This is a genomic window from Acidovorax soli (assembly GCF_014207955.1).
Lineage (GTDB): Bacteria > Pseudomonadota > Gammaproteobacteria > Burkholderiales > Burkholderiaceae_C > Acidovorax > Acidovorax soli_A.
On sequence record NZ_JACHLK010000003.1, the window covers coordinates 322,988 to 347,369 of the forward strand.

The following is a 24,382-nucleotide window of genomic DNA, read 5'->3' on the forward strand; positions in this document are numbered from 1 at the left end:
CAAAAGTCACGATGTACGGGCTTGTTCGGCAAGCGACAAAACCTGCCTCACCGCCTGAGCATCTTGCGCAGCTTGAGCCCCGCCGCCCACAGGGCGCCGAAGTACAGCAGTGCCGAGGCCGCCATGAGCCCTGCCAGCAGGCCGATGCGCTGCCATTTGGCACTGCGCATGGCCACCCAGTCGAAATGGTGCGACGACCAGACCAGCAGCAATGCCAGCAAGGCCGTGGCCGCCACCACCTGCAGGATGAAGCGGCCCCAGCCCGGTTGCGGCTGGTAGCTGCCGCGGCGCAGCAGGCCGATGAGCAGCCACAAGGCGTTGATGAGCGCGCCCAGGCCGATGGACAGGGCCAGGCCGGCATGCGCGATATAAGGCACCAATGCGATGTTGAGCAGTTGCGTGATGACCAGCACCGCAATGGCGATCTTCACGGGGGTGCGCACGTCCTGGCTGGCGTAGTAGCCCGGCGCCAGCACCTTGATGGCCACCAGGCCCAGGAGGCCCGCGCCGTAGCCCGACAGGGCCAGCGCGATCTGGCGCACATCGCCGTCGGCCAGCTTGCCGTAGTGGAACAGCGTGGCCACCAGGGGCTGGGAGAAAGTCAGCAGGGCCACGGCGCAGGGAACGGCCAGCAGCACCACGATGCGCAGGCCCCAATCGAGCATGGCCGAGTACTTTTCGGCGTCGCCCGCGGCCTTGGCGGCCGTGAGCTGCGGCGTGAGCACCACGCCCAGGGCCACGCCCAGCAGCGCGGTGGGGAACTCCATCAGCCGGTCGGCATAGAACAGCCAGGTCACGCTGCCGGGCGCGAGGTAGGAAGCGATCTGGGTGTTGATCATCAGCGAGATCTGCGCCACGCCCACGCCCAGCAAAATGGGCCCCATGAGCGACAGCACCTTGCGCACGCCCGGGTCGGCCCAGGCCGTGCGGATGGCGCGCCAGCCCAGGCCAATGCGCGGCAAGAGGCCCATGCGCGCCAGCACCGGGATCTGCACCGCCAGCTGCAGCACACCGCCCAGCAGCACGCCACCGGCCATGGAGTAGATGGGCTCGATGCCGCGCGCCTCCAGCTGCGGCGCACCCAGCAGGGCTGCACCGATCATGGACAGGTTGAGCAGCACCGGCGAAGCCGCGGGCACGGTGAAGTGCTTCCAGGTGTTGAGGATGCCGGCCGACAGCGCCACCAGCGACATGAAGCCGATGTAGGGGAACATCCAGCGCGTCATGAGCACGGCCGCGTCGTAGGCCTCGGGGCTCTGGCGCATGCCGCTGGCCAGGGCCCAGACCAGCACCGGGGCGCCGACCACGCCGAGCACGCAGGTGAGCAGCAGCACCCAGGCCAGCGCCGTGGCCACATGGGCGATGAGCACGCGCGTGGCGTCTTCGCCCTGCTGCGCCTTGCTGGTGGCCAGCACCGGGATGAAGGCCTGGCTGAAGGCCCCCTCGGCAAAGAAGCGGCGGAACAGGTTGGGAATGCGGAAAGCGACGTTGAAGGCGTCCGTCAGGGCGTTGGCCCCGAAGAACGAGGCCATCAGAAGATCGCGCGCCAGGCCCGTCACGCGGGAGGCCAGGGTCAGCAGGGAGACGGTGGAAGCGGCTTTGAGCAATGACACCGCCGGGAGTGTATGCGCTGGCGGGCGCGGGCCGCGGGCGGCCGCAGCGAGCCGACTGAACCAGGGGGACATCAGGACCATCCTTCGTGCGAAACAGGGTGCCGGGCAGTCTGGGCCGGGCCGGTGAGGCGGGGATGAAGTGCGTGAAGCGGGCGTGAAGCCAGGTCCGGCTAGGCATGGCCAGCCAACTGGGCTATAATCGCGGGCTTTGCTGGCATCATCCACAGACTCCAAGGAATACACACATGGCATCCGCTAAACCTAAGAAGAAGAACCCGCGCCTGGCGTCGGGCCGCAAGCGCGTCCGTCAGGACACCAAGCTCAACGCTGCGAACACCTCGCTGCGCTCCAAATACCGTACCGCCGTGAAGAATGTCGAAAAGGCCGTCGTGGCCGGCGACAAGACCAAGGCGACCGAACTGTTCGCCAAGATGCAAGCCGTGGTTGACTCCGTGGCCGACAAGGGCATCTTCCACAAGAACAAGGCTGCTCGCGACAAGAGCCGTCTGTCTGCCAAGGTGAAAGCCCTGGCCCTGGCCGCCTGACCCTCTTCAGGCAAACAGCCCGGACGGCCCGCGCCGTTCGCCGTTTGTAACGGGTGCGCTGCCAGCAAAAAACGAAAAACCGCCTTCGGGCGGTTTTTTCGTTTCCGAGCATGGAATGCATGTGTTTCGTCCAGGCACAAAAAAAGCCCCGAGGGGCCTTCATGCATAGGGGACAAGGCCCGTTCAGGGCTTGGCAGGCGGCGGCAGCACCGGCGCATCCGGCACCAGGCAGGCTTCGGCCACCTGCAGGTTGTTGTCGCGCGCGAAGTTGACGACGAAATCCCAGGCCATGGGTTCGTGGTCGCGCAGGTCACGGTGCACCACCACGCATTTGATGCCATTGAGGGTGGTGGGAATGCACCAGGGCGAGTAGCTCAAATGGCTGCCCGGGCGTGCTCCGCCAGGGCGGAAACTGCTCATCACCCCCGCCAGACGCTCGGCCCAGTCGCTGGGACGGAAGGTTTTCCCGTCCTGGGTGACGCCTTGGATGAAGATCTCTTTGGAGGTGGGGGAAACCATCGGGTCGAAGTGTAATGGACAGTCTGCAACCGCAGGATCACTGCATGCTGCACTGCAACCATGGATTCTAACTCTTATATAAGAGCTGCCCCTCTAAACCTGACTGGAGGACATGGCATCCAGCCGGCATTGCAGTGATGCGCAATCGTCAATAGCGGGTCATCGCATGGCCCCTAGAATCGTGCTTCGTTTTTCGGGTGGGCCATTCCACCCACTTTTCACCGCACCGCCAGGAGATTTCTGCATGACCGCTTTCATTGAGGCCGCCTCGCCCCACGTGATGAACACCTATGGCCGCGTGCCCATCGCGCTGGCCCGTGGTCAGGGCTGCCGCGTGTGGGACGTGAACGGCAAGGAATACCTCGATGGCCTGGGCGGCATTGCCGTGAACACGCTGGGCCACAACCACCCCGAACTGGTGCCCGCGCTGCAGCACCAGATCAGCCAGATCATGCACTCGTCCAACTACTACCACGTGCCCGGCCAGGAAGCCCTGGCGGCCAAGCTGGTGGAGCTGTCGGGCATGACCAACGTGTTCTTCTGCAACTCGGGCCTGGAAGCCAACGAGGCAGCGCTGAAGATCGCGCGCAAGTTCGGCGTGGACAAGGGCATCGCCAAGCCCGAGATCGTGGTCTACGAAAAGGCCTTCCACGGCCGCTCCATCGCCACCATGTCGGCCACGGGCAACCCCAAGATCCACAACGGCTTCGGCCCGCTGGTGGAGGGCTTCATCCGCGTGCCGCTCAACGACATCGAGGCCATCAAGCAGGCCACCGAGGGCAACCCCAACGTGGTGGCAGTGTTCTTCGAGACCATCCAGGGCGAAGGCGGCATCAACCCGATGCGCATCGAGTACCTGCAGCAGCTGCGCAAGCTGTGCGACGAGCGCGGCTGGCTCATGATGATCGACGAGGTGCAGTGCGGTATGGGCCGCACCGGCAAGTGGTTCGCCCACCAGTGGGCCGGCATCGTGCCGGACGTGATGCCCCTGGCCAAGGGCCTGGGCTCGGGTGTGCCGATCGGCGCCGTGGTGGCCGGCCCCAAGGCCGCCAATGTGCTGCAACCGGGCAACCATGGCACGACGTTTGGTGGCAACCCGCTGGCCATGCGCGCCGGGGTGGAAACCATCCGCATCATGGAGAAGGACGGTCTGCTGCACAATGCGGCTACCGTGGGGGACCACCTGAAGGCGGCACTCGTGCGCGAACTGGGCAGCCTGCCCGGCGTGAAGGAAGTGCGCGGCCAGGGCCTGATGCTGGGCGTGGAACTGGACAAGCCCTGCGGTGTGCTGGTGGCCCGGGCGGCCGAGGCCGGCCTGCTGCTGAGCGTGACGGCCGACAAGGTGATCCGCCTGGTGCCCGCGCTGATCCTGTCCACCGCCGAAGCCGACGAAATCGTCGCCAAGCTGGTCCCGCTGGTCAAAGCCCTGCTGGCCGAATGAAACCCAAGGCGCGCTCAGAGCGCGCCGCCGCAATGCCATGAAACACTACCTGCAGTTCAACGATCTCAGTGCCGACGAGTACAGCTACCTGTTCGAGCGTGCCGCGCTCATCAAGAAGAAGTTCAAGGCCTATGAAAAGCACCACCCCCTGGTGGACCGCACGCTGGCCATGATCTTCGAGAAGGCGAGCACCCGAACGCGCGTGAGCTTCGAAGCCGGCATGTACCAGTTGGGCGGCAGCGTGGTGCACCTGACCACGGGTGATAGCCAGCTCGGCCGCGCCGAGCCCATCGAAGACAGCGCCAAGGTCATCAGCCGCATGGTGGACCTGGTGATGATCCGCACCTACGAGCAGAGCAAGATCGAGGGCTTTGCCGCCAACTCGCGCGTGCCCGTGATCAACGGACTGACCAACGAGTACCACCCCTGCCAGATCCTGGCCGACATCTTCACCTTCATCGAGCACCGCGGCTCGATTGCCGGCAAGACGGTGACCTGGGTGGGCGATGGCAACAACATGGCCAACACCTGGCTGCAGGCAGCAGCGCTGCTGGGCTTCAAGGTGCATGTGAGCACGCCGCGCGGCTACGAGGTGGACCAGAAGCTGGCCGGCGCCACCACCGGCAGCTGCCAGTTCTTCAGCGACCCGCTCGAAGCCTGTAAGGGCGCCGACCTGGTGACCACCGATGTGTGGACCAGCATGGGCTACGAGGCCGAGAACGAGGCGCGCAAGAAGGCCTTTGCTGACTGGTGCGTGGACGCCGAGATGATGGCCGCCGCCAAGCCCGATGCGCTGTTCATGCACTGCCTACCGGCGCACCGGGGTGAGGAAGTCGAGGCGGATGTCATCGATGGCCCTCAGTCTGTGGTCTGGGATGAAGCAGAAAACCGCATGCACGTGCAAAAGGCACTGATGGAATATCTGCTTTTGGGCAAGGTGGCCTGACAGGGCCATCTCTATGCCCTGGCGCCGCCAGCCCGCCCATTGCGCCGAGTTGCTGGCGCACTGGCAGGCCTTGGGCCAGGCCCTGGGCCGCGATACGCCTGCCTGGCGCAGCGAAGGCCGGCGCCTGGTGCTGGCCTGGGCGCGCTGGCCGCGCGCCTACCACGACACCACGCACCTGTGGGCCTGCCTGCGCCACCTGCAGGCAGTGCAAGCCGCCGAGCCCGGCGCGCTGCAGCAGCCGCACGCCGTGGCGCTGGCGCTGTGGTTCCACGACGCGGTCTACCGGCCCTGGGGCCGCCTGAACGAGGAAAAGAGCGCCGACTGGGCCCACCGATTCCTGTCTGCGCAGGGCCTGCCCGCTGATTTCGTGCAGGCCGTGCACCAGTTCATCCTGGACACGCGCCACAACCCCGGCCCCCTCGCTGGCGATGCGCAGTGGGTCGTCGACATCGACCTGGCCGTGCTGGGGCAAAGCGATGCGGTGTACCGCCTGTTCGAGCGCAATGTGCGGCGCGAGTATTTCTTCGTGCGCTGGCCGCGCTATGCGGCGGGCCGCAGTGCGGTGCTGCGGGGCTTTCTGGAACGGCCGCGCATCTACGGCACGGACTGGTTCCATGGCCGGTTCGAGGCGCAGGCCCGCAGCAATCTGACCCATGCGCTGCAAGCGCTGGCACAAGGCAGGATCTACGGCTGAATGGCCTGGCGGGCCGGGTGTGCCTTACCATTCGAGCCCCCCGATCCGTCTCCCAAGCCGAAAAAGGCGCGCCTCCGTATGTCCGACTCCGCCCACCCCTGCCTGACCTGTGGCGCCTGCTGTGCCAGTTTTCGCGTGGACTTTGCCGTCTACGAGATGCAGGAGATGGGCGGCACCGTGCCCAACGGCCTGGCCATGGAGGTCAACGGCAGCACCTGCCGCATGCGCGGCACCGACCACGTGCCCATCCGCTGCGCGGCGCTGACCGGCAAGGTGGGCGAGAAGGTGGCCTGTGGCATCTACGAGTGGCGGCCCTCGCCCTGCCGCGAGTTCGAGGCCGGCGACTACGCCTGCAACAAGGCACGCACGCGCCACGGATTGCCGCCGCTGCCGGAAGGCCTGGTGTTCTGAAATTAGTTTAGGCTTCAACAAAAAATCCGCAAACTGTTGGAAATAACCGACACCACGGGTTTTTCGGGACATGCAAACTTTGTCCCATGCAAGCCAACCCCACCCCTGCCGCGCGCCCGCTCTGGGACATTTCACCGCCCGTGCATGCGGGCAGCCCCGTGTTCCCCGGCGACACGGCCTACAGCCAGCAGTGGTGCGCCACCATCGGGCCCGGCTGCCCGGTGAACGTGAGCGCCATCACCCTCTCGCCCCACGTGGGCGCGCATGCGGATGCGCCGCTGCACTACGACGCCGAGGGTGCCACCATCGGCGACGTCTCGCTGGAGGCCTTCCTGGGGCCCTGCCGCGTGATCCACGCCATCGGGCGCGGCCCGCTGATCGCGTGGGAGCACATTGCCCACGCGGTCGATGCCAGCCTGCCCCAACGCGTGCTGGTGCGCACCTACGAAACCATGCCCGTGGACCGCTGGGACGGGGCGCTGGCCGCCTACGCGCCGGCCACCATCGAGCGCCTGGCCGACCTGGGGGTGCTGCTGGTGGGCATCGACACCGCCAGCATCGACCCCGCCGACAGCAAGACGCTGGACAGCCACCAGGTGATCCGCCGGCGCGGCCTGCGCGTGCTGGAGAACCTGGTGCTCGACGGCGTGCCCGAGGGCGACTACGAGCTGATCGCCCTGCCGCTCAAGCTGACCACGGCCGATGCCTCCCCGGTCCGTGCGGTATTGCGCGCCCTGCCCTGAGAGGCTGAGAGTCTTTCGTCCATGCCCGCTTTGCACGCAAAAAAACTCCCAGCCTCTGATTCCAAGACCTACCCCGCGACTCCCATGACGACACTGCAAGACTGCCGCGCGCTCGACGCGCAAGACCCCCTGGCCCCGCTGCGCGGGCACTTCAGCCTGCCAGACGGCGTGATCTACCTCGATGGCAACTCCCTGGGCGTGCTGCCCAAGGCCGCCGCCGCCCGCGTGGCCGATGTGGTCACGCGCGAATGGGGCACCGACCTCATCCGCTCGTGGAACACGGCCAGCTGGTTCGACCTGCCCCAGCGCCTGGGCAACCAGCTCGCGCCCTTCATCGGCGCCGGCAAGGACGAGGTGGTCTGCACCGACAGCACCTCGGTCAACCTCTACAAGGTGCTGAGCGCCGCCCTGAACATCGCGCGCGAGGACAGCCCCGCGCGCAATCGCGTGGTGAGCGAGCGCAGCAATTTCCCGACCGACCTGTACATCGCCGAAGGCCTGTGCAAGGAGCGCGGCCTGGAGCTGGTGCTGGTGGAGCCCGAGGAGATTGCCGCCGCGCTGACGGCCGACGTGGCGGTGCTGATGCTCACGCATGTGAACTACCGCACCGGCGCCATGCACGACATGGCGGGCATCACGGCGGCCGCGCACGCGGCGGGCATCCTCACCGTGTGGGACCTGGCGCACAGCGCAGGCGCCGTGCCGGTGGACCTGAACGGTGCGGGCGCCGATTTCTCCATCGGCTGCGGCTACAAGTACCTGAACGGCGGCCCCGGCGCACCGGCCTTCGCGTGGGTGCACCCGCGCCACGCCAACCGCTTCTGGCAGCCGCTGTCGGGCTGGTGGGGCCATGCCGCGCCCTTCCAGTTCACGCCAGACTACCGGCCCGCTCCGGGCATCACGCGCTACCTGTGCGGCACGCAGCCCATCATCAGCCTGTCGGCCCTGCAGTGCGGTCTCGATGTGTTCGACGCGGCAACGCCGCTGGGCGGCATGGCCGCGCTGCGCGCCAAGTCGCTGGCGCTGACCGATCTGTTCATCGCACTGGTGGAAGAGCGCTGCGCAGGCCACGGCCTGGGCCTGGCTACACCGCGCGCACATGCCCAGCGCGGCTCGCAGGTCTGCCTGACGCGCGACGAGGGCCAGGGCCTGAACGGCCAGGGCAGTGGCGCCTATGCCATCGTGCAGGCGCTGATCGCGCGCGGTGTGATCGGCGACTTCCGCAAGGGCGATGGCGGCCAGGGCCCGCACAAGGACATCCTGCGCTTTGGCTTCACGCCGCTGTACCTCGGCTACGAGGACGTATGGAATGCCGTGGAGCACCTGCGCCAGGTGCTCGACACCGGCGAGTGGCGACGCCCCGAGTTCAACCAGATCCACGCGGTGACCTGAGCCATGTGCCCCTTCTCCCACACCCCCGCCGAACCCGGTGCGGCCGCCCCGGCCAGCAGCGGCAAGCCTGAATCCATCGTGCACGAAGAACGTGCCCAGCTCGACTTCAGCAAGTCCATGAGCTATGGCGACTACCTGCAGCTCGACGCCATCCTCACGGCGCAAAAGCCCCTGTCGCCCGCGCACGACGAGATGCTGTTCATCGTGCAGCACCAGACCAGCGAGCTGTGGATGAAGCTCATGCTGCACGAGCTGCGCGCGGCCATCGGCCACATCGCGCAGGACGAGCTGCAGATGGCCTTCAAGATGCTCGCGCGGGTCTCCAAGATCATGGAGCAGCTGGTGCACGCCTGGGATGTGCTGGCCACCATGACGCCGCCCGAGTACAGCGCCATGCGGCCCTACCTGGGCCAGTCGAGCGGCTTCCAGAGCTACCAGTACCGCAGCATCGAGTTCGCGCTGGGCAACAAGAACCGCGCCATGCTCAAGCCCCACGAGCACCGCGCCGACCTGCTGGCCCAGGTGCAGGCCGCCTACGAGGCGCCCTCGCTCTACGACGAGGCCCTGCGCCTGCTGGCGCGCCGCGGCATCCCGGTGCCGGCCAGCCATACCGAACGCGACTGGCGAGAGCCCTACGTGGAAAGCGAGGGCGTGGAGCAGGCCTGGCTCACCGTGTACCGCGCACCCGACAAGCACTGGGACCTGTACCAGTTGGGCGAGGAGCTGACCGACCTGGAAGATGCCTTCCGCCTGTGGCGCTTTCGCCATGTGACCACGGTCGAGCGCGTGATCGGCTTCAAGCGCGGCACCGGCGGCACGGGCGGCGTGAGCTACCTGCGCAAGATGCTGGACGTGGTGCTGTTCCCAGAGATCTGGAAGCTACGCACGGACCTGTGACGGCACGCATCCTCCGCATGGGGGACAGCGCATTGCCTGCGCAGCGTGTACCCTCGGCCAGGGCAATGCACTGTGCACGCCCTCCCGGAGATCCCCCTTGCCGTCCCAGCCCGCAGAGTCCGCCCCTCTCGCCCCCACCCCCTTGCTCGCCCCGCGCGTCGCCTGGGCCATGCTGCTGGCCCTGATCTCGGGCTTTGCGCTGAGCCAGGCGTTTCGCACTATCACCGCCATCATCGCCACCGGGCTGCGCGCGGAGTTCGGGCTGTCCGCGCAGGCGCTGGGCGCGTTTGCCGGGGCGTTTGCCTTTGCCTTCGGCGGCATGCAGCTGTTCATGGGCGTGGGCATCGACCTCTACGGCGTGCGGCGCACGCTGCTGGTGGCGTTTCCACTCACCATCGTGGGCTCGCTGCTGTCGGCGCTGGCGCCGGGCTATGGCACGGTGCTGCTCGGGCAGGTACTGATCGGCGTGGGCTGCGCGCCGGCCTTCCTGGTCTGCACGGTGTTCATCGCGCGCTACTTTCCGCCCGGGCGTTTTGCCATGGTGTCGGGCGTGGCCATGGGCATCGGCGGGCTGGGCATGCTGTTCACGGGCACGCCGCTGGCCTGGCTGGTGCAGCATTCGTCCTGGCGTGCCGGCTTCGGCCTGCTCGCAGGGCTGGCCACGGCCGCCTGGCTGCTGATCTGGTGGAAGGTGCACGAGCCGGCCCAGCCCCTGCATGCAGCCCCGGTGCAACGCGAATCCTGGGGTACCGCCGTGCGCGGCTTCGGCGCGCTGTTCCTGCTGCCGCACACGGCCGGCATCATGCTGCTGGCGCTGACGACCTACGCCGCCTTCCTCACGCTGCGCGGGCTGTGGCTCGGGCCGCTCCTGATCGAGCGGCACGGCTATTCGCTGGTGGCCAGCGGCAATGTGGCCTTTCTGACCTCGCTGGTGTCGCTGTTCACGCCCGCATGGTTCGGCCGCCTGGACCCCGGGCCCGCGCACCGCAGGCGCTGGATCACCGGCTTTACGGTGCTGCTGTGCGGCCTGTTCCTGGCCATCGGCGCACTGCACCAGGAATGGCTGGACGTGGGCGGCGCCATCGCCGTGGGCCTGCTCTCGGGCTACATGGTGCTGCAGTACGCGGACGTGCGCTCGTCCTACCCTGCGGCGATGACCGGGCGCGCCATGGCGGTGTTCACCATGGCGCTGTTCCTGGGCGTGGCGCTGATGCAGTGGATCACGGGGCTGGCCGCCTCGCTGGCCACGGCGCGCGGCGCCGACCCCTACACCGCCGTCATGCTGACCATCGCCGGGCTGCTGGCCGTCGGCGTGGCCTCGTTCAGGCTGTTGCCGGCGCCCCCCGCTCAGTGACTTTGGCCGGGCAGGCTGTGGAGCCCTCGCCCGCCACGCGCCACCACTGCAGCACGCCAAAGAACAGCTCGAAGGCGGTGAACCCGAGCACGATGGCGCTGGCCCCCTGGGCCACCGCATAAACCTGCCAGGTGGCGAACAGCACGCGCGCCACCCCGTCGAGGCGGCCCAGCAGCACGCTGGGCGCTGCGATGCGCGCGATGGACCAGACCACCACCACCGAGCCGAGCAGGTTGGCCAGCAGCATGTGGGTGCCGTCCAGCGGGTGCAGGGTGCCGGGCAGGCCCAGCGTGGCCGAGAGCCAGGCCAGTGCGCCATAGAGCCAGGCAAAGGTCCAGGGCAGGGCAAAGGGCCAGGTCACGAGGAGGTCGTACCAGCCGCTGGCGCGCACGATGGCAAGGTAGCGGGGTGCGGAAAAGGAGGAGAGGGCCATGGTGTGAAAAAGACCGGAGTGAAGAAGTCCCCGAGCATCCACCTTGAAGTACGCTTCAGGGTCAAGCACTTTTTTGTGCGCCTTGCCACCAAGGAGCCCTTCGCGCATGCACCTGATCCAACTGGGCGACCTGCTGCCCGCCGACCTACGCCACATCTGGTCCCTGATCGACACCCCGGTACCGCGCCTGGCGGGCACGGTGGCCTGGTCGTTCGAGGGCAACGGCATCCGCACGCGCACCACCTTCATCGAAGCCTTCCGGCGCCTGGGGCTGGCGTTCACCGAACTGCCCCACCTGCTCAAGACCAGCGAGCGCGTGGAGGACCTGGCCGGCTACCTGGACCCGTTCTACCAGCTGTACGTGGTGCGCGAGTCCGACCATGCGCGCCTGTCCGCCTTCGCGGCCGCGACGACACGCCCCGTGGTCAATGCGATGTCGGCCCAGGGCCACCCGTGCGAGGTGCTGACCGATGCCTGGCACATCGAGACGCGCATCCAGCCCCTGGGCAAGGCGCGCGTCTGCCTGTGGGGCCCCAGCACCAATGTGTTCCGCTCCTGGCACGAACTGGCCCAGGTGCTGGGCTTCGAGCTGGTGCAGGTGTGCCACCGGCGCTTCCACGAGGTGCTGCCCCACGTGGTCTTCGTGGAGCCCTCGGCCCTGCCCGGCCCGGTGGATGTGGTGGTGACCGACAGCTGGCCTGCCAGCGCCCAGGCCGACGCCACCACGCAGGCCGACCTGGTGCCGCTGACCGAGGAGCACCTGGCAGCCTTGGGGCAGCCGGCCCTGCTGCCCACCCCGCCCTTCAGCCTGGGGCGGGAGTTGGCCGTGGACCCGGTGGCCTACCCGGGCTTCGTGGGCCATGCGCAGAAGGCACTGCTGCTGCCCGTGCAGATGGCGATCATCCGCTGGGCCCTGGGTGAAGGGGAACGCCATGTTGATCGGTGAACTCGCCGCCGCCGCCGGCCTCTCGCGCGAAGCCCTGCGCTTCTACGAGCAGCAGGGTCTGATCCGCGCGCGCCGGCTGCCCAATGGCTACCGCGACTACCCCGAGGAGGTCTTGACGCTGGTGCAGTACATCCGCACCGCGCAGCAACTGGGCTTCACGCTGGCCGAAATCGGCGACCGGCTGCCCGCCATCTGGGACGCACCCGACCCGGCGCCCGCCGTGACCGAGGTGCTGTCGGCCAAGCTGCTCGAAATCGACGCCCGCATCGCCGCGCTGCAGGCGCTGCGCCAGACCCTGGCCGCGCGCGTGCTGGCGGACTGCCCGCTGGCGGCGTCCTGACCGTATCAGTTATTCATTGCGCTGCGCGCCCTCACGGCGCATGAAACTGGCGCGGCCAAGGCCAGTGCTCCCGTGCAAGGGCCGCCCCGCCGCGAAGGCGGCGTATCCAGCGCATGCGCTGGGGGCGTCCCCCTCCCGACTCGCGCAGCGAGGAGAGAGAGGGGCTGAGGGCCGCGGCTCCAATCCTGCCTGCGCAGGATTGGACGTGCCCGAAGAGCCAGCGCCTCTGGCGGTGGCACCGAGGCGCGAAGCGCCTCAGGGGGTGCTTCACTTCATAGCGAACTGGCCACCGAGCCATCCCCCCGGTACAGCCAGGGCAGGTCCAGCACGCGCTGGCCCAGCAGGCGCAGTGAGGCATCGCGGCCCCAGCGCACCGGGCCCACGGCGTGGAAGATGCGGCCATTGCGCGTGGCACGGGCCTGCACGCGGGCATTGCGCTGCCAGCGGTTGAGCGCGTAGCGGGTCAGGCGCAGCGGCACCTCCAGGTCGTGCATGGAGAGGGCCCGCTGCAGTTCGGCCGCGTCCTCGATCGCCATGCCGGCGCCCTGGGCCAGGTAGGGCACCATGGGGTGGGCGGCATCGCCCAGCAGCGCCACCAGGCCCTGGGCCATGTCGTTCGGGCCGCGCACGGGCGGCCGGTCGGACAGCGGCCACAGGCGCCAGCCGCCCCCGGCCGCGGCCACGCCATCGATCGCGTGCCGCAGCGCGGGGCAGGCGCCTTGCAGTGCATCTTCCAGGTCGGCGGCATTGGCCGCATGGTCCCAGGTCTGCAGATCGGCAGGGGCCGGGCCTTCGATGATGACGACCAGGTTCTGCAGCTCGCCCCGGCGCACGGGATACTGCACCACGTGCAGGCGCGGCCCCAGCCAGGCGGTGATCTGCTGGGTGCGCAAGGCCTTGGGCAGGGCATCCTGCGCGACCAGGGCGCGGTAGGCCAAGTGGCCCGTGGTGCGTGGCAGCGTGCCACCCAGCAGTTGCAGGCGCGTGGCGCTCCACAGGCCGTCGGCCCCGACCAGGGCATCGCCCTCCACCTCCTTGCCCCGGCTGGTGCGCACGGTGACGGCGGTCTCGGCCCCGGGGATGGGGCTGGTGGCCCGGCTGCCGTCGGTGAAGCCTTCGATAGCCTGCGACAGGTTGAGCTGGGTGTCGGTGTACTTTTCCACGGCCGCGAGCAGCAGGCCGTGCAGGTCGGCGCGGTGGATGGTGGCATAGGCGGCGCCATAGCGCTCGATGGCCGTGGCCCCCAGCGGCAGCTCGGCCAGCTCGCGCCCCGACAGTGCGCTGCGCACCTGCAGGCGGGACGGGAAGGCGGCCACCGCCTGAAGCGGCTTGTGCAGGTCCCAGGCCTGCAGGCGGCGCACCACGTTGGGCCCGAGCTGCACGCCCGCCCCGACCTCGCTGAAGGCAGCGGCACGCTCGAACAGCCGCACGTCCCAGCCAGCGCGCGATGCGCCCAGGGCCGCAGCCAGCCCTCCAATGCCCCCACCCGCCACCAGCACCTGTTTCTTCATGCGCCGATTGTCGCGCGCCGCGCAGGCACCCCGTTTGTCATGGCGCAGGAAGCAGGGCGCGCTCCAGCATCCCGGCCGGCATGGGGCGGGCGAACAGGTAGCCCTGGAAGGCCTGGCAGCCGTGGCGTTGCAGGAACTCGAACTGGCCCGGCGTCTCCACCCCCTCGGCCACGACCGACAGGTCCAGGCTGCGCGCCAGGGCCAGGATGGTGCGCACGATGGCGGCATCGTTGGGATCGGTCTGCAGATCGCGCACAAAGCCCTGGTCGATCTTGAGCTGGTCCAGCGGCAGGCGCTTGAGGTAGCTGAGCGAGGAGTACCCGGTACCGAAGTCGTCCATCGAAAAGCCCACCCCATGGCGGCGCAATTGCTCCATGCGGGCGATGCTGTCCTCCACGTCGGTGAGCAGCAGGCTTTCGGTGAGTTCGAAGCGCAGGCGCTCGGGGTTGGCGCCGCTGGCCTGCAAGGCGCCGAGCACCTGGGTCACGAAATCGGGCTGGCGGAACTGGCGCACGCTCACGTTGACCGACAGGAAGAAGGGGCGCGTGAGCGCGCTGCGCGACCACTGCACCAGCTGGGCGCAGGCGGCCTCCAGCACCCACTGGCCCAGCGGCAGGATGAGCCCGGTCTGCTCGGCCAGCGGAATGAACTCGCCGGGCAGCACCAGCCCCCGGCGCGGGTGGTTCCAGCGCACCAGGGCTTCGGCGCCCAGCAGCTTGCCGCTGCTGTCCACCACGGGCTGGCAGTACAGCAGCAGCTCCCGCTGGTTCAGGCCCCGGCGCAGGTCCACCTCCAGCGCCGCGCGCATGCTCACGGCGGCCTGCATGTCGGGGTCGAAGAAGCGCTGGGTATTGCGCCCGGCCGCCTTGGCCTGGTACATGGCCAGGTCGGCATGCTTGAGCAGTTCGTCCGGCGTGGACGGACGCTGCCCGAACAGCGCGATGCCGATGCTGGGCGTGCTGTGGTGGCTGGTGCCCTCCATGTCGTAGGGCTTGCCCAGCGCCACCAGGATGTTCTGTGCAATGGTGGCGGCCTCGCTGCTGGCATGCGCCACGTCGCTGTGCAGGCCATCGAGCAGCACCACGAACTCGTCGCCACCGAAGCGGGCCACGGTGTCGCTCTCACGCACGCAGGCCGACAGGCGCCGGGCCACGCGCACCAGCAGCTGGTCGCCGGTGTCGTGGCCCAGCGTGTCGTTGAGGTCCTTGAAGTTGTCCAGGTCGATGAACAGCAGCGCACCATGCGCATGGCTGCGCCCCACCGCGACGGTGGCACGCTGCAGCCGGTCCATCAGCAGGCGCCGGTTGGGCAGGCCGGTGAGCGCATCGAAGAAGGCCAGCCGCTCGATCTGCAGCTCCGCCTGCTTGCGCTCGCTGATGTCGCGGCCCACGCCGCGGTAGCCGCGCAGCACGCCCTCTGCGTCGAACACGGGCACGCCGCTCACCGAGATCCAGTGCATGCTGCCATCGGGGCGCTGGCGCTGCAGCTCCAGGTCGCGGAACGGCTGCTGGGCAGCAAGCACCGCGCGGTGGGCGTCCCATTCGGCCTCACCCATGTTGAGCGCACCGATCTCCCAGCGCGTGCGGCCCATCACGCTCGACAGGGGGATGCCGTTGACGCTCAGGTCGCCCGCCAGTTGCACGAAGCGGCCGTCGGCATCGTGCTCCCAGTACCAGTCGGACGACAGGTCGCTCAGGCTGCGAAAGCGCGCCTCGCTCTCGCGCAGCTCGTTCTGCACGCGCACATAGTCGCTCACATCGGTGAAGGTGCGCACCAGCCCGCCATCGGGCAGGCGCGTGGTGCGCACCTCGAAGGTGCGGCCGTCACGCGTGGTGCGCCAGTAGACCTCGGGCGAGGGGTCCACCGCAGAGCGCGCGATGTAGTCGCGCCCCCGGTGGTCCACCAGGTTGTAGCTGGCGCCGAAGTCGCCGCGGTCGGCCTGCAGCTGGGTCAGCTCGGCCAGCGTCGGGCGCGCGGCCATCAGCGATTCGGGCAGGTCCAAGAGCTCCAGCACGCGCTGGTTGTAGATGCTGATGCGCCCGTCCGGCCCGGTGCGGAAAATGCCCTGGCTCATGCTGGCCAGGGTGACCTGCAGGCCCTGGCGCTGTTCCTGCAGCAGGCTCAAGGCCTCGTGCCAGATGCGGGCATCCACCGTGCGCATGGGCTGCACTGCCCCGGGGCCGGGCACCGCAGCCTGGCGGCCGACCAGGGCAGACAGGCGGTGCACCAGCTCGGGCAGGTGGCTGCCATCCGCTGCGCGCAGCGCATAGTCCCCCAGGCCGCAACGAAAGCCGCGCGCCGCCAGGGCTTCCTGCGCCACATCCAGGCACAGCAGCACGGGACGCCCGGCGCACAGCTCCAGCAGGCTGGGCAGTTCCTGGATCTGCGGGTCCAGGCACAGGACCAGTCCATCCCAGGTCTGTGCGGCCAGCAGCAGGGAGGCCGCGTCGGCCGATGGGCTGTGCACCACCTGCCAGCCGGGGCAGCGCCGGGCCAGCACGGCAATGGCCGCCTGGGCATGCTGTGCGTCGCCATCCACCCACAACACGGTGGCGGCGCTGGCGGAGGGGAGTCGGGAGGTTTCCGTCACGGCGCTCATGGGGTTCCAGCGGCTGGGGCCGCCAGCGGCGCCTCGGGCAGGTGTTCGCGCTCGAACAGGTCCACCGGCACAGGCCTGCCAAACAGATAGCCCTGGAAGCCCTCGCAGCCATGCAGCCGCAAAAACCCCAGTTGCCCCGTCGTCTCCACCCCCTCGGCCACCACCTGCAAATCCAGGCTCTTGGCCAGCGCCAGGATCGTGCGCACGATCGCCGCGTCGTTGGGGTCGCTCAGCACGTCCCGCACGAAGCTCTGGTCGATCTTGATCTGGTCCAGCGGCAGCCGCTTCAGGTAGCTCAGGGAGGAGTAGCCGGTGCCAAAGTCGTCCAGCGCGAATCCCACCCCCTGGGCCTTGAGCTGTTCCATGCGCACGATGGTGTCTTCGATCTCCCCCAGCAGCAGGCTTTCTGTCAGCTCCAGCTTGAGCCGCTGGGGTTCTGCCCGGTGGGCTTTGAGGGTGTCCAGCACTTCGGCCACGAAGCCGGGCTGCCTGAACTGGCGCGCGCTGACGTTCACCGAGATGGACAGGTGGGCGGTGGCCGCGTCCTGGCCCCAGCGCTGCAGTTGCCTGCAGGCGGTCTCCAGCACGGTCTGGCCCAGCGGCAGGATGAGGCCGGTCTGCTCGGCCAGCGGGATGAAGTCGCCCGGGCTGATCATGCCGCGCTGGGGGTGGCGCCAGCGCACCAGCGCTTCTGCCCCCACCAGGCGCGCCTGGTGGTCCACGACGGGCTGGTAGTGCACGAGCAACTCGTTCCTCGCCAGGCCCTGGCGCAGGTCGGCTTCCAGGTTGGAGCGGGCGTTGACGGCAGCCTGCATGTCCGGGTCGAAGAAGCGCTGGGTGTTGCGCCCTGCGGCCTTGGCCTGGTACATGGCCAGGTCGGCGCGCTTCAAGAGTTCGTCCACCGACAGGCGTTCGTCGCCGAACAGGGTGATGCCGATGCTGGGGGTGCTGTAGTGCTGTTGGCCGCCGAGGGCGAAGGGCTGGTTCAGGCTGGACAGGAGTTTTTCGGCGACGGTTTCGGCCTGGGCGGCGGCGTCCTGCAGTTCGGGGTTCAGGTTGTCCAGCATGACGACGAATTCGTCGCCGCCAAAGCGTGCCACGGTGTCGGCTTCGCGCACGCTGCCCACCAGGCGGGTGGCAACCTGGGAGAGCAGTTGGTCGCCCATGTCGTGGCCCAGGGTGTCGTTGAGGTCCTTGAAGTTATCCAGGTCGATGAACAGCAGCGCCCCCAGGTTCTTGCTGCGCTGGCAGGCGGCGATGGAGCGCTGCAGCCGGTCGAGCAGCAGGCGCCGGTTGGGCAGGCCCGTGAGCGCGTCGTAGAACGCCAGGCGTTCGATCTCTTGTTCTGCGCGCTTGCGGTCGGTGATGTCGCGGCACACCCCAAGAACCCCCGTGACCCGGCCATGCAGGTCGCGGATGGGGGTCTTGATGGTCTCGAAATACCCCTGGTAGCCGTCCTCGGCAAAAGTCAGCTGTTCTTCATAGACCAGTGGCTGCCAGGCCTGCATGGCGCGCCGGTCGTAGGCGCGGAACTGCTCGGCGTCCGCTGCGGGCGAAATGTCGTAGTCGGTGCAGCCGATGATCTCGCGCTCGGGCTTGCCGGCAAAGCGTTCGAACACCGGGTTGCAGGAGATGTAGACACCGTCCGCATCCTTGAGGAACACCATGTCCGGGATGGCATTCACCACACGCGCCAGGTGGGCCTTCTGCTGGGCCAGTTCCATCTCGATGCGCTTGAGCTCGGTCAGGTCGTAGGCGAACACCACCACGGCCAGCACGCCCTGGTCCGTGATGGACTCGGGCACGAGGGTGGTGTGGCGGTACTGCGCGCCATCGAGGCCATCGATGCGGTTCTCGAACACCGCCGTCTCTCCGGCAAAGGCCTTTTGCAGTTGGGGCCGCATGCGCGCCATGACCGCGGTGGGAATCACGTCCTGCAGCAGTTGTCCCTGCAACTGATCCGGGGTGCGGTGCAGCCACCGGGCCTGCTGCTCGTTCACATAGAGCACGCGGTAGTCGCGGTCCAGCCGCGCCACGCCGCCAGGCACCTGGCGCAGCATGTTGGCCATCTGCACCTCGTGCGCGTGGGCGGCCTGCTCTGCCTCGCGCTCGGCGGTGATGTCGCTTTGCACGCCGTCCCAGATCACGCGCCCGCCGTCGAGCAGGCGGGGGGAGGAGCTCAGGTGGATCCAGCGCACCGCTCCCGAGGACACGCGCATGCGGAAATTGGCCTCCATGGGCCCCATGGTGCGCAGCGAACGGTCGCGGGCCTCCTCCAGCACGGGCATGTCTTCGGGGAGGATCTGCGCGTACAGCACGCCCGGATCGCGCAGGATGTCTTCGGTGCGCAGGCCGTTCAGGCGCTCGATGGCATCGCCCATGTGCACGAAGTGCATGCGGCCGTCGGTCTCGCGCACCACCTGGTAGAGCACGCTCAGCGGCAGGTTGCGGCCCAGCAGCTGCAGGCGCGTTTCGCTCTCGCGCAGCTGGGCTTCGGCCTGGTACAGCCGCTCGAAGGGCTGGCGCATGCCGGCCACGAACACCGCCTGGTACAGCAGCGCGTAGCCCACGACGCGCACCCCGTCGGCCAGCATGTCGGCCCAGCCGAACTGCGCAAACCCCGAGAGACCGACCAGGAATTCGGCCACCGCGAACGTGGCCGCCGCCCAGGCCAGCAGGCGGGCACGGGTGCGGTTGTCGCCGCTGGCCGTGCGGTACAGCAGCACGGCGGCCGCCACCAGGCCCAGGCACAGCACGGCGGCCATCAGCACCGGCAGCATGCCCCCCGATGCCTGGGCAAAGCCATGGGCCAGCGGCCCCACGGCGGCCCAGACCAGCAGCAGGGAAAATGCGCCCGCCGCCACCGCCCACAGCCGGGCGGGCCCGGGCAGGGAGGCATGCAGTGCCGTGAGCAGCAGCGCGGCGCACTCGGCCGCGCGCACCCAGGCGCCCAGCCACAGTGCCATGTCCGTGACCAGAGGGGAGGCCGGCTGCGGCGTGGCGTGGGCCAGCACGCCGTGCAGGAAATTGCAGACCGCTGCGACGCCGAAGCCGGCGACCAGCACATTCGCCCTTCCCTGGTCCTGGGCTTCGAGCACATGCAGGGACACGGACACCACCAGCAGTGCCAGCAGGATGGCCACAAGCTCCATGAAGGGCTCCAGCCTGTGCTGGCTGTCCGTTCCCTCCCCCAGGATGCCGCCCAGCGACACCATCACCAGCGCCAGCACCCCCACGGTCAGCACCACCGTGACGGCAGGCGCCTCCGAGACGAGCATGCGCTCTGGACGGTGGACTGGGGAGGTCATAGGAGCTGGGGAGGATGGGGCGTCAGCTGCACCTCACCAGTGTATCGGGCTGTAAGCGCAAACGGCCATCGGGCGAAACACGCGCAGCGTGTGCGCCACAGGTCCCCTCCCAGGGCAGTCCCCGGGGCGGCCGCAGAGCCGCCCCCGCCCTGCCAGCGCCTCAAGCCTCGAGCAGCTGGCGCAGCACGAAGGGCAAAATGCCGCCCGCCTGGTAGTAATCCACCTCGATGGGGGTGTCGATGCGCAGCGTGACCACCACCTCCTGGCTGGAGCCGTCGGTCCGGCGAATCACCAGGGTGGCATCGCTCTGGGGCGTGAGGGCCGGGTCGGGCAGCACATTGATGGTCTCGTCGCCGGTGAGGCCCAGCGACTCCCACGAATCCGTGCCCTTGAACTGCAGCGGCAGCACGCCCATGCCCACCAGGTTGGAGCGGTGGATGCGCTCAAAGCTGCGCGCCACCACGGCCTTGATGCCCAGCAGTTGCGTGCCCTTGGCGGCCCAGTCGCGGCTCGACCCGGTACCGTACTCCTCGCCGGCAAAGATCACCGTGGGGGTCTTCTGCGCCATGTACTGCATGGCGGCGTCGAAGATGAACATCTTCTCGCCCTGCAGCGGCCCTTCGTTCTGGAACAGCGTGACGCCGCCCTCCTCGCGCGAACCATCGGCAGTGGGCGGGATCATCAGGTTCTTGATGCGCACGTTGGCGAAGGTGCCGCGCATCATCACGTCGTGGTTGCCGCGGCGCGCGCCATAGCTGTTGAAGTCGGCCTTCTGCACGCCGTTGAGCTGCAGCCACTGGCCGGCGGGCGAGGTGGCCTTGATGGAGCCCGCGGGCGAGATGTGGTCGGTGGTGATGGAGTCGCCGAACAGCGCCATGATGCGCGCGCCATGCACCTCGGAGGCCGTTGCGGCGCCCTGCTCCAGCGCGAAGCTGGCAAAGAACGGCGGCTCGGCGATGTAGGTGCTGGCAGGCCAGGTGTAGGCGTTGCCGCTCACGCCCTTGATCTTTTCCCAGAGCTTGCCGGGGTCGGTGCTCACCTTGGCGTAGTTCTCGCGGAAGGCCTTGCCGTTCATCGCGAACTTCATGAGCTGGTGCACCTCTTCACTGCTTGGCCAGATGTCGCCCAGGTAGATGTCGCGCCCGCCCTTGCCCTTGCCCACGGGCTCGGTCATGAGGTCCTTGAGCACCGTGCCGGCAATGGCATAGGCCACCACCAGCGGCGGGCTGGCCAGGAAGTTGGCCTTGAGGTTGGGGTGGATGCGCGCCTCGAAGTTGCGGTTGCCCGAGAGCACGGCGGCGCAGATGAGGTCGTTGCCCGTGATGGCCTCGTTGAGCTCGGGCGTGAGGTCGCCAGCATTGCCGATGCAGGTGGTGCAGCCGTAGCCGGCGAGCGCGAAGCCCAGCTTTTCGAGGTAGGGCAGGAGGCCGGTCTCGGTCAGGTAGTCGGTGACGATGCGCGAGCCCGGGGCCAGCGAGGTCTTGATGTGCGGCTGGACCTTGAGCCCGGCTTCCACGGCCTTCTTGGCCAGCAGGCCGGCGGCCAGCAGCACGCTGGGGTTGGAGGTGTTGGTGCAGCTGGTGATGGCGGCAATCAGCACGTCGCCATTGCCCACGGTGGGGTCGGCGCCCTTGGTGGGCATGGTCGCAGCGGCGTCCGCGTGGGCGGTGGCCAGGGCGGGCTTGTTGCCTTCCATCTCGGCCACCGAGCGGGGCGCGCCTGCGGGCGCGGGCTTGTCCTGGGGCGCGGCCTCCTGCACCAGGTCCTGACCGCGGTGGATGTGGTGGCGCGTGTGCAGCAGCTCGGCCGGGCGGTTGAAGCCGTTTTCGGCATTGGGCTTGCTGAACAGGTCGATGAACTGGCTGCTGACCTTGCCCAGCTCGATGCGGTCCTGCGGGCGCTTGGGGCCGGCCAGGCTGGGCGTGACGGTGCCCAGGTCGAGCGTGACGACCTTGGTGTAGTCGACCTCGCCGGCCAGCGGCACGCCGAAAAGGCCCTGGGCCTTGAAGTAGGCCTCGAAGGCCTCGATCTCGGCCTTGGTGCGGCCCGTGCCCTGGAAGTAGTCGATGGTCTTCTCGTCCACCGGGAAGAAGCCCATGGTGGCGCCGTACTCGGGCGCCATGTTGCCGATGGTGGCACGGTCGGGCAGGGCCAGGGTGCGCGTGCCCTCGCCGAAGAACTCGACGAACTTGCCCACCACCTTGTGCTGGCGCAGGATCTCGGTCACGGTGAGCACCAGGTCGGTGGCGGTCACGCCCTCGCGCAGCTGGCCCGTGAGCTCGAAGCCCACCACATCGGGCGTGAGGAAGTAGACGGGCTGGCCCAGCATGGCGGCCTCGGCCTCGATGCCGCCCACGCCCCAGCCGACCACACCGATGCCGTTGATCATGGTGGTGTGGCTGTCGGTGCCGACCAGGGTGTCGGGGTAGTGCACGCCAGCCTTGGTCTTGTGCACGCCGCGCGCCAGGTACTCCAGGTTCACCTGGTGCACGATGCCGAAGCCCGGGGGCACCACACCGAAGGTGCTGAAGGCCTGCATGCCCCACTTCATGAACTCGTAGCGCTCGCGGTTGCGCTGGAACTCGAGCTTCATGTTGAGGTCGAGCGAATTCTTCTTGCCGTAGTAGTCGACCATGATGGAGTGGTCCACCACCAGGTCCACGGGCACCAGGGGTTCGATCTTCTTGGGGTTCTTGCCCAGCTTGGCGGCCACGCTGCGCATGGCGGCCAGGTCGGCGAGCAGCGGCACGCCGGTGAAGTCCTGCAGCACGACGCGCGAGACGACGAAGGGGATCTCGTCCTTGCGTTCGGCCGTGGGGCCCCAGTGCGCAAGCTGGCGCACATGTTCGGCCGTGACCTTGCGGCCGTCGCAGTTGCGCAGCACCGACTCGAGCACGATGCGGATCGATACCGGCAGGCGCTTCACGCTGGGGTATTGCTGGGCCAGTGCGGGGAGGGAATAGAACTGTCCTGTCTTGCCGGACGCGGTCTTGAAGCTCTTGAGCGTGTTGGCAAAGGCGTGGCGGGCGGGCTGGGGCGACGACTTGGTCGATGTGGCCATGGCTGACTCCTGTGATGCGACAAGGCCTATTCTGTCAGTCCCGCGTGGCGGATGAAACGGTGGGGGTATGCCGGCACCGGGATGCCGTGGCATCGGCACGCCAAAAGGGGGCGACAGCCCCCTCTCCCATGGCACAGCGCGGCACCGGCCATGCGGCCGATGCGGGTGCAGGCCTTCAGGCCGCGGCCAGCGTCGGCAGGCGGCGCATGCCGAACCACTGCACTTCCGCCAGCAGGCCCACCGAGACCACATGCACGACCAGGTAGGTCTGGCCCCAGACGGTGGGCGCCACGGCGGAGCCCAGCAGCAGCGCCAGGCTGCCCAGGGCCCATGCCGCATTGCCCGCGGCCAGGCAGCCCAGCAGGCCGCGCGGCAGCCTGCGCTGGCTGGCGATGCCACCGGCCAGCAGCGCGTAGGCCAGCAGCGCCACGCCGCTGCCCTGGACCAGGCCCGCAGACAGGCCGAACCACTGCGACAGTGTGTCGGTCAGGGCCAGGTGCAGGGTACCGAGGAGCACGCCGGTGGCAGCATCGAACCACACCACGGCACGCAGGAACGAGGGAGAGGACAGGAAGGACATGAGGGACTCCTTGGGTTGAATCGATTGGAAGAGCCTCCATGGTTGCCGTGGGCGCTCACGGCGTCGATGACATCCGAGGTAATGGCCCGCATGCGATATGCCTCTAGGATGCGGGGCATGAGCAGCACACACCACGCCCCACGCCCCTCCCTGCCCCACCGGCCCGCGGCCGCGGGCCACCGCGGCAGCACGCCGGGCCCCGCCTCGTTCGGCGACCACCTGCGCACCTGGCGCCAGCAGCGCCACCTGAGCCAGCTGGAGCTGGCTGACGAGGCGGACATCTCCACCCGCCATGTGAGCTTCATGGAGACCGGCCGCACCAACCCCAGCCGCGAGATGGTGCTGCGCCTGTGCGAGCGCCTGGCCATCCCGCTGCGCGAGCGCAATGCCCTGCTGGTGGCGGCCGGCTATGCGCCCATGTACCGCGAGCGCGCCTTGGACGACCCGGCCCTGGCCGCCGCGCGCCGGGCTGTGGAACTGGTGCTCAAGGGGCACGAGCCCTGCCCTGCGCTGGCGCTGGACCGCTGCTGGAACGTGGTGGCCACCAACCGCGCCGCCCAGGCGCTGCTGGCCAACCATGTGAGCCCCGAGCTGCTGGAAGGGCCCGTGAACGTGTTCCGCCTGAGCCTGCACCCCAAGGGCCTGGCACCGCACATTGCCAACCTGGCCCAGTGGCGGGCGCACCTGTTCGAGCGCCTGCGCCAGCAGATCCAGGCCACGGCCGACCCGGTGCTGATCGCCTTGCAGGCCGAGCTGCTGGAATACCCGGCGCCCGAGGAGCCGAGCCCCCTGGTGCTCGATGGTGAAATGCTGGGCGTGGTAATGCCCTTCTGCTTTCAAAGTGCGCGCGGCACCCTTTCATTTATCAGTACCACCACCATATTCGGCACCCCGGTGGATGTGACCCTGCAGGAGCTGGCCGTGGAGTCATTCTTTCCGGCCGATGAATTCACCGCCCAGGTATTGCGCGAAATGGCCGCCAGCGCCTGACACCCGCAGAGCCGGCGGGCGCGCCGCGCAAGGAAGCATGTTGTGTTACAAGCCCGTTA

Annotated in this window: 20 protein-coding genes; 12 read left to right on the forward strand and 8 right to left on the reverse strand. The window is 68.5% G+C overall.

Features of this window, described 5'->3' with window-relative positions; all coding sequences use genetic code 11:
- Positions 1–47: 47 nt before the first annotated feature.
- A complete protein-coding gene (murJ, locus tag HNP48_RS10205; protein ID WP_184856802.1) occupies positions 48–1,613 on the reverse strand; it encodes a murein biosynthesis integral membrane protein MurJ in 1,566 nt (521 codons plus the stop codon).
- Positions 1,614–1,858: 245 nt separating this feature from the next.
- On the opposite strand from murJ, the gene rpsT reads away from it, so the two are divergent.
- Entirely contained in the window at positions 1,859–2,158 is a 300-nt protein-coding gene (gene rpsT, locus HNP48_RS10210; protein ID WP_184856803.1) for a 30S ribosomal protein S20, read from the forward strand.
- Positions 2,159–2,341: 183 nt separating this feature from the next.
- On the opposite strand, the gene HNP48_RS10215 is transcribed toward rpsT, so the two are convergent.
- Positions 2,342–2,677 carry a DUF3579 domain-containing protein gene (locus HNP48_RS10215; protein WP_184856804.1) on the reverse strand — a complete coding sequence of 112 codons (336 nt, stop codon included), beginning with the start codon at positions 2,675–2,677 and terminating at the stop codon, positions 2,342–2,344.
- A 244-nt stretch (positions 2,678–2,921) separates the two neighbouring features.
- Here HNP48_RS10215 and HNP48_RS10220 point away from each other — a divergent pair, with 244 nt between their 5' ends.
- The 8 genes from HNP48_RS10220 to HNP48_RS10255 all read left to right on the forward strand — a co-directional run bounded on the left by HNP48_RS10220 (position 2,922) and on the right by HNP48_RS10255 (position 10,555).
- Positions 2,922–4,118, forward strand: coding sequence for an aspartate aminotransferase family protein (locus tag HNP48_RS10220; protein WP_184856805.1), 1,197 nt, complete (start codon positions 2,922–2,924; stop codon positions 4,116–4,118).
- Between the two features lie 37 nt (positions 4,119–4,155).
- Positions 4,156–5,064: an ornithine carbamoyltransferase gene (argF, locus tag HNP48_RS10225; RefSeq protein WP_184856806.1), complete on the forward strand. Its 909-nt coding sequence runs from the start codon at positions 4,156–4,158 to the stop codon at positions 5,062–5,064.
- Between the two features lie 13 nt (positions 5,065–5,077).
- Entirely contained in the window at positions 5,078–5,758 is a 681-nt protein-coding gene (locus tag HNP48_RS10230; protein WP_184856807.1) for a hypothetical protein, read from the forward strand.
- A 78-nt stretch (positions 5,759–5,836) separates the two neighbouring features.
- Positions 5,837–6,169 carry a YkgJ family cysteine cluster protein gene (locus HNP48_RS10235; RefSeq protein ID WP_184856808.1) on the forward strand — a complete coding sequence of 111 codons (333 nt, stop codon included), beginning with the start codon at positions 5,837–5,839 and terminating at the stop codon, positions 6,167–6,169.
- An 86-nt stretch (positions 6,170–6,255) separates the two neighbouring features.
- Positions 6,256–6,912: an arylformamidase gene (gene kynB / locus HNP48_RS10240; RefSeq protein ID WP_184856809.1), complete on the forward strand. Its 657-nt coding sequence runs from the start codon at positions 6,256–6,258 to the stop codon at positions 6,910–6,912.
- Positions 6,913–6,996: 84 nt separating this feature from the next.
- Positions 6,997–8,304, forward strand: a complete 1,308-nt coding sequence (gene kynU, locus HNP48_RS10245; protein WP_184856810.1) for a kynureninase — start codon at positions 6,997–6,999, stop codon at positions 8,302–8,304.
- A gap of 3 nt (positions 8,305–8,307) precedes the next feature.
- Complete coding sequence (kynA, locus tag HNP48_RS10250; protein WP_184856811.1) at positions 8,308–9,201, forward strand: tryptophan 2,3-dioxygenase; 894 nt, start codon at positions 8,308–8,310, stop codon at positions 9,199–9,201.
- A gap of 97 nt (positions 9,202–9,298) precedes the next feature.
- Entirely contained in the window at positions 9,299–10,555 is a 1,257-nt protein-coding gene (locus tag HNP48_RS10255; RefSeq protein ID WP_184856812.1) for a nitrate/nitrite transporter, read from the forward strand.
- On the opposite strand, the gene HNP48_RS10260 is transcribed toward HNP48_RS10255, so the two are convergent.
- Entirely contained in the window at positions 10,524–10,988 is a 465-nt protein-coding gene (locus HNP48_RS10260; protein WP_184856813.1) for a hypothetical protein, read from the reverse strand. The genes HNP48_RS10255 and HNP48_RS10260 overlap by 32 nt on opposite strands.
- A gap of 106 nt (positions 10,989–11,094) precedes the next feature.
- Here HNP48_RS10260 and HNP48_RS10265 point away from each other — a divergent pair, with 106 nt between their 5' ends.
- Together HNP48_RS10265 and HNP48_RS10270 are read left to right on the forward strand one after the other, a co-directional pair.
- On the forward strand, positions 11,095–11,934 hold the full coding sequence (locus tag HNP48_RS10265; RefSeq protein ID WP_184856814.1) for an ornithine carbamoyltransferase: 840 nt from the start codon (positions 11,095–11,097) through the stop codon (positions 11,932–11,934).
- Positions 11,921–12,274 carry a MerR family DNA-binding protein gene (locus tag HNP48_RS10270; RefSeq protein WP_184856815.1) on the forward strand — a complete coding sequence of 118 codons (354 nt, stop codon included), beginning with the start codon at positions 11,921–11,923 and terminating at the stop codon, positions 12,272–12,274. The genes HNP48_RS10265 and HNP48_RS10270 overlap by 14 nt, the downstream gene beginning before the upstream one ends.
- Before the next feature lie 272 nt (positions 12,275–12,546).
- Here the strand turns inward: HNP48_RS10270 and HNP48_RS10275 are convergent, their stop codons facing one another.
- The 5 genes from HNP48_RS10275 to HNP48_RS10295 all read right to left on the reverse strand — a co-directional run bounded on the left by HNP48_RS10275 (position 12,547) and on the right by HNP48_RS10295 (position 23,333).
- On the reverse strand, positions 12,547–13,785 hold the full coding sequence (locus HNP48_RS10275) for an FAD-dependent monooxygenase (protein WP_184856816.1): 1,239 nt from the start codon (positions 13,783–13,785) through the stop codon (positions 12,547–12,549).
- A 37-nt stretch (positions 13,786–13,822) separates the two neighbouring features.
- Positions 13,823–16,384 (reverse strand): bifunctional diguanylate cyclase/phosphodiesterase, encoded by a 2,562-nt coding sequence (locus HNP48_RS10280; protein WP_184856817.1) that lies wholly within the window; start codon positions 16,382–16,384, stop codon positions 13,823–13,825.
- A complete protein-coding gene (locus HNP48_RS10285) occupies positions 16,381–19,692 on the reverse strand; it encodes an EAL domain-containing protein (protein WP_260420186.1) in 3,312 nt (1,103 codons plus the stop codon). Before HNP48_RS10285 ends, HNP48_RS10280 begins: the two co-directional genes overlap by 4 nt.
- A gap of 160 nt (positions 19,693–19,852) precedes the next feature.
- Positions 19,853–22,753, reverse strand: coding sequence for an aconitate hydratase (locus HNP48_RS10290; protein WP_184856818.1), 2,901 nt, complete (start codon positions 22,751–22,753; stop codon positions 19,853–19,855).
- Between the two features lie 175 nt (positions 22,754–22,928).
- Entirely contained in the window at positions 22,929–23,333 is a 405-nt protein-coding gene (locus tag HNP48_RS10295) for a hypothetical protein (RefSeq protein WP_184856819.1), read from the reverse strand.
- Between the two features lie 117 nt (positions 23,334–23,450).
- On the opposite strand from HNP48_RS10295, the gene HNP48_RS10300 reads away from it, so the two are divergent.
- Entirely contained in the window at positions 23,451–24,323 is an 873-nt protein-coding gene (locus HNP48_RS10300) for a helix-turn-helix domain-containing protein (RefSeq protein WP_184856820.1), read from the forward strand.
- Positions 24,324–24,382 lie beyond the last annotated feature (59 nt).

Excerpts from the sequence above, each read along its gene's own strand:
- HNP48_RS10300 (WP_184856820.1), top strand. The coding sequence starts at position 23,451 with ATGAGCAGCACACACCACGCCCCACGCCCCTCCCTGCCCCACCGGCCC.
- kynU (WP_184856810.1), top strand. The coding sequence starts at position 6,997 with ATGACGACACTGCAAGACTGCCGCGCGCTCGACGCGCAAGACCCCCTG.
- HNP48_RS10280 (WP_184856817.1), bottom strand. The coding sequence starts at position 16,384 with ATGAGCGCCGTGACGGAAACCTCCCGACTCCCCTCCGCCAGCGCCGCC.
- argF (WP_184856806.1), top strand. The coding sequence starts at position 4,156 with ATGAAACACTACCTGCAGTTCAACGATCTCAGTGCCGACGAGTACAGC.
- HNP48_RS10235 (WP_184856808.1), top strand. The coding sequence starts at position 5,837 with ATGTCCGACTCCGCCCACCCCTGCCTGACCTGTGGCGCCTGCTGTGCC.
- HNP48_RS10290 (WP_184856818.1), bottom strand. The coding sequence starts at position 22,753 with ATGGCCACATCGACCAAGTCGTCGCCCCAGCCCGCCCGCCACGCCTTT.
- HNP48_RS10285 (WP_260420186.1), bottom strand. The coding sequence starts at position 19,692 with ATGACCTCCCCAGTCCACCGTCCAGAGCGCATGCTCGTCTCGGAGGCG.
- kynB (WP_184856809.1), top strand. The coding sequence starts at position 6,256 with ATGCAAGCCAACCCCACCCCTGCCGCGCGCCCGCTCTGGGACATTTCA.
- HNP48_RS10265 (WP_184856814.1), top strand. The coding sequence starts at position 11,095 with ATGCACCTGATCCAACTGGGCGACCTGCTGCCCGCCGACCTACGCCAC.
- rpsT (WP_184856803.1), top strand. The coding sequence starts at position 1,859 with ATGGCATCCGCTAAACCTAAGAAGAAGAACCCGCGCCTGGCGTCGGGC.
- HNP48_RS10270 (WP_184856815.1), top strand. The coding sequence starts at position 11,921 with ATGTTGATCGGTGAACTCGCCGCCGCCGCCGGCCTCTCGCGCGAAGCC.
- HNP48_RS10275 (WP_184856816.1), bottom strand. The coding sequence starts at position 13,785 with ATGAAGAAACAGGTGCTGGTGGCGGGTGGGGGCATTGGAGGGCTGGCT.
- HNP48_RS10230 (WP_184856807.1), top strand. The coding sequence starts at position 5,078 with ATGCCCTGGCGCCGCCAGCCCGCCCATTGCGCCGAGTTGCTGGCGCAC.
- kynA (WP_184856811.1), top strand. The coding sequence starts at position 8,308 with ATGTGCCCCTTCTCCCACACCCCCGCCGAACCCGGTGCGGCCGCCCCG.
- HNP48_RS10295 (WP_184856819.1), bottom strand. The coding sequence starts at position 23,333 with ATGTCCTTCCTGTCCTCTCCCTCGTTCCTGCGTGCCGTGGTGTGGTTC.
- HNP48_RS10220 (WP_184856805.1), top strand. The coding sequence starts at position 2,922 with ATGACCGCTTTCATTGAGGCCGCCTCGCCCCACGTGATGAACACCTAT.
- HNP48_RS10260 (WP_184856813.1), bottom strand. The coding sequence starts at position 10,988 with ATGGCCCTCTCCTCCTTTTCCGCACCCCGCTACCTTGCCATCGTGCGC.
- HNP48_RS10215 (WP_184856804.1), bottom strand. The coding sequence starts at position 2,677 with ATGGTTTCCCCCACCTCCAAAGAGATCTTCATCCAAGGCGTCACCCAG.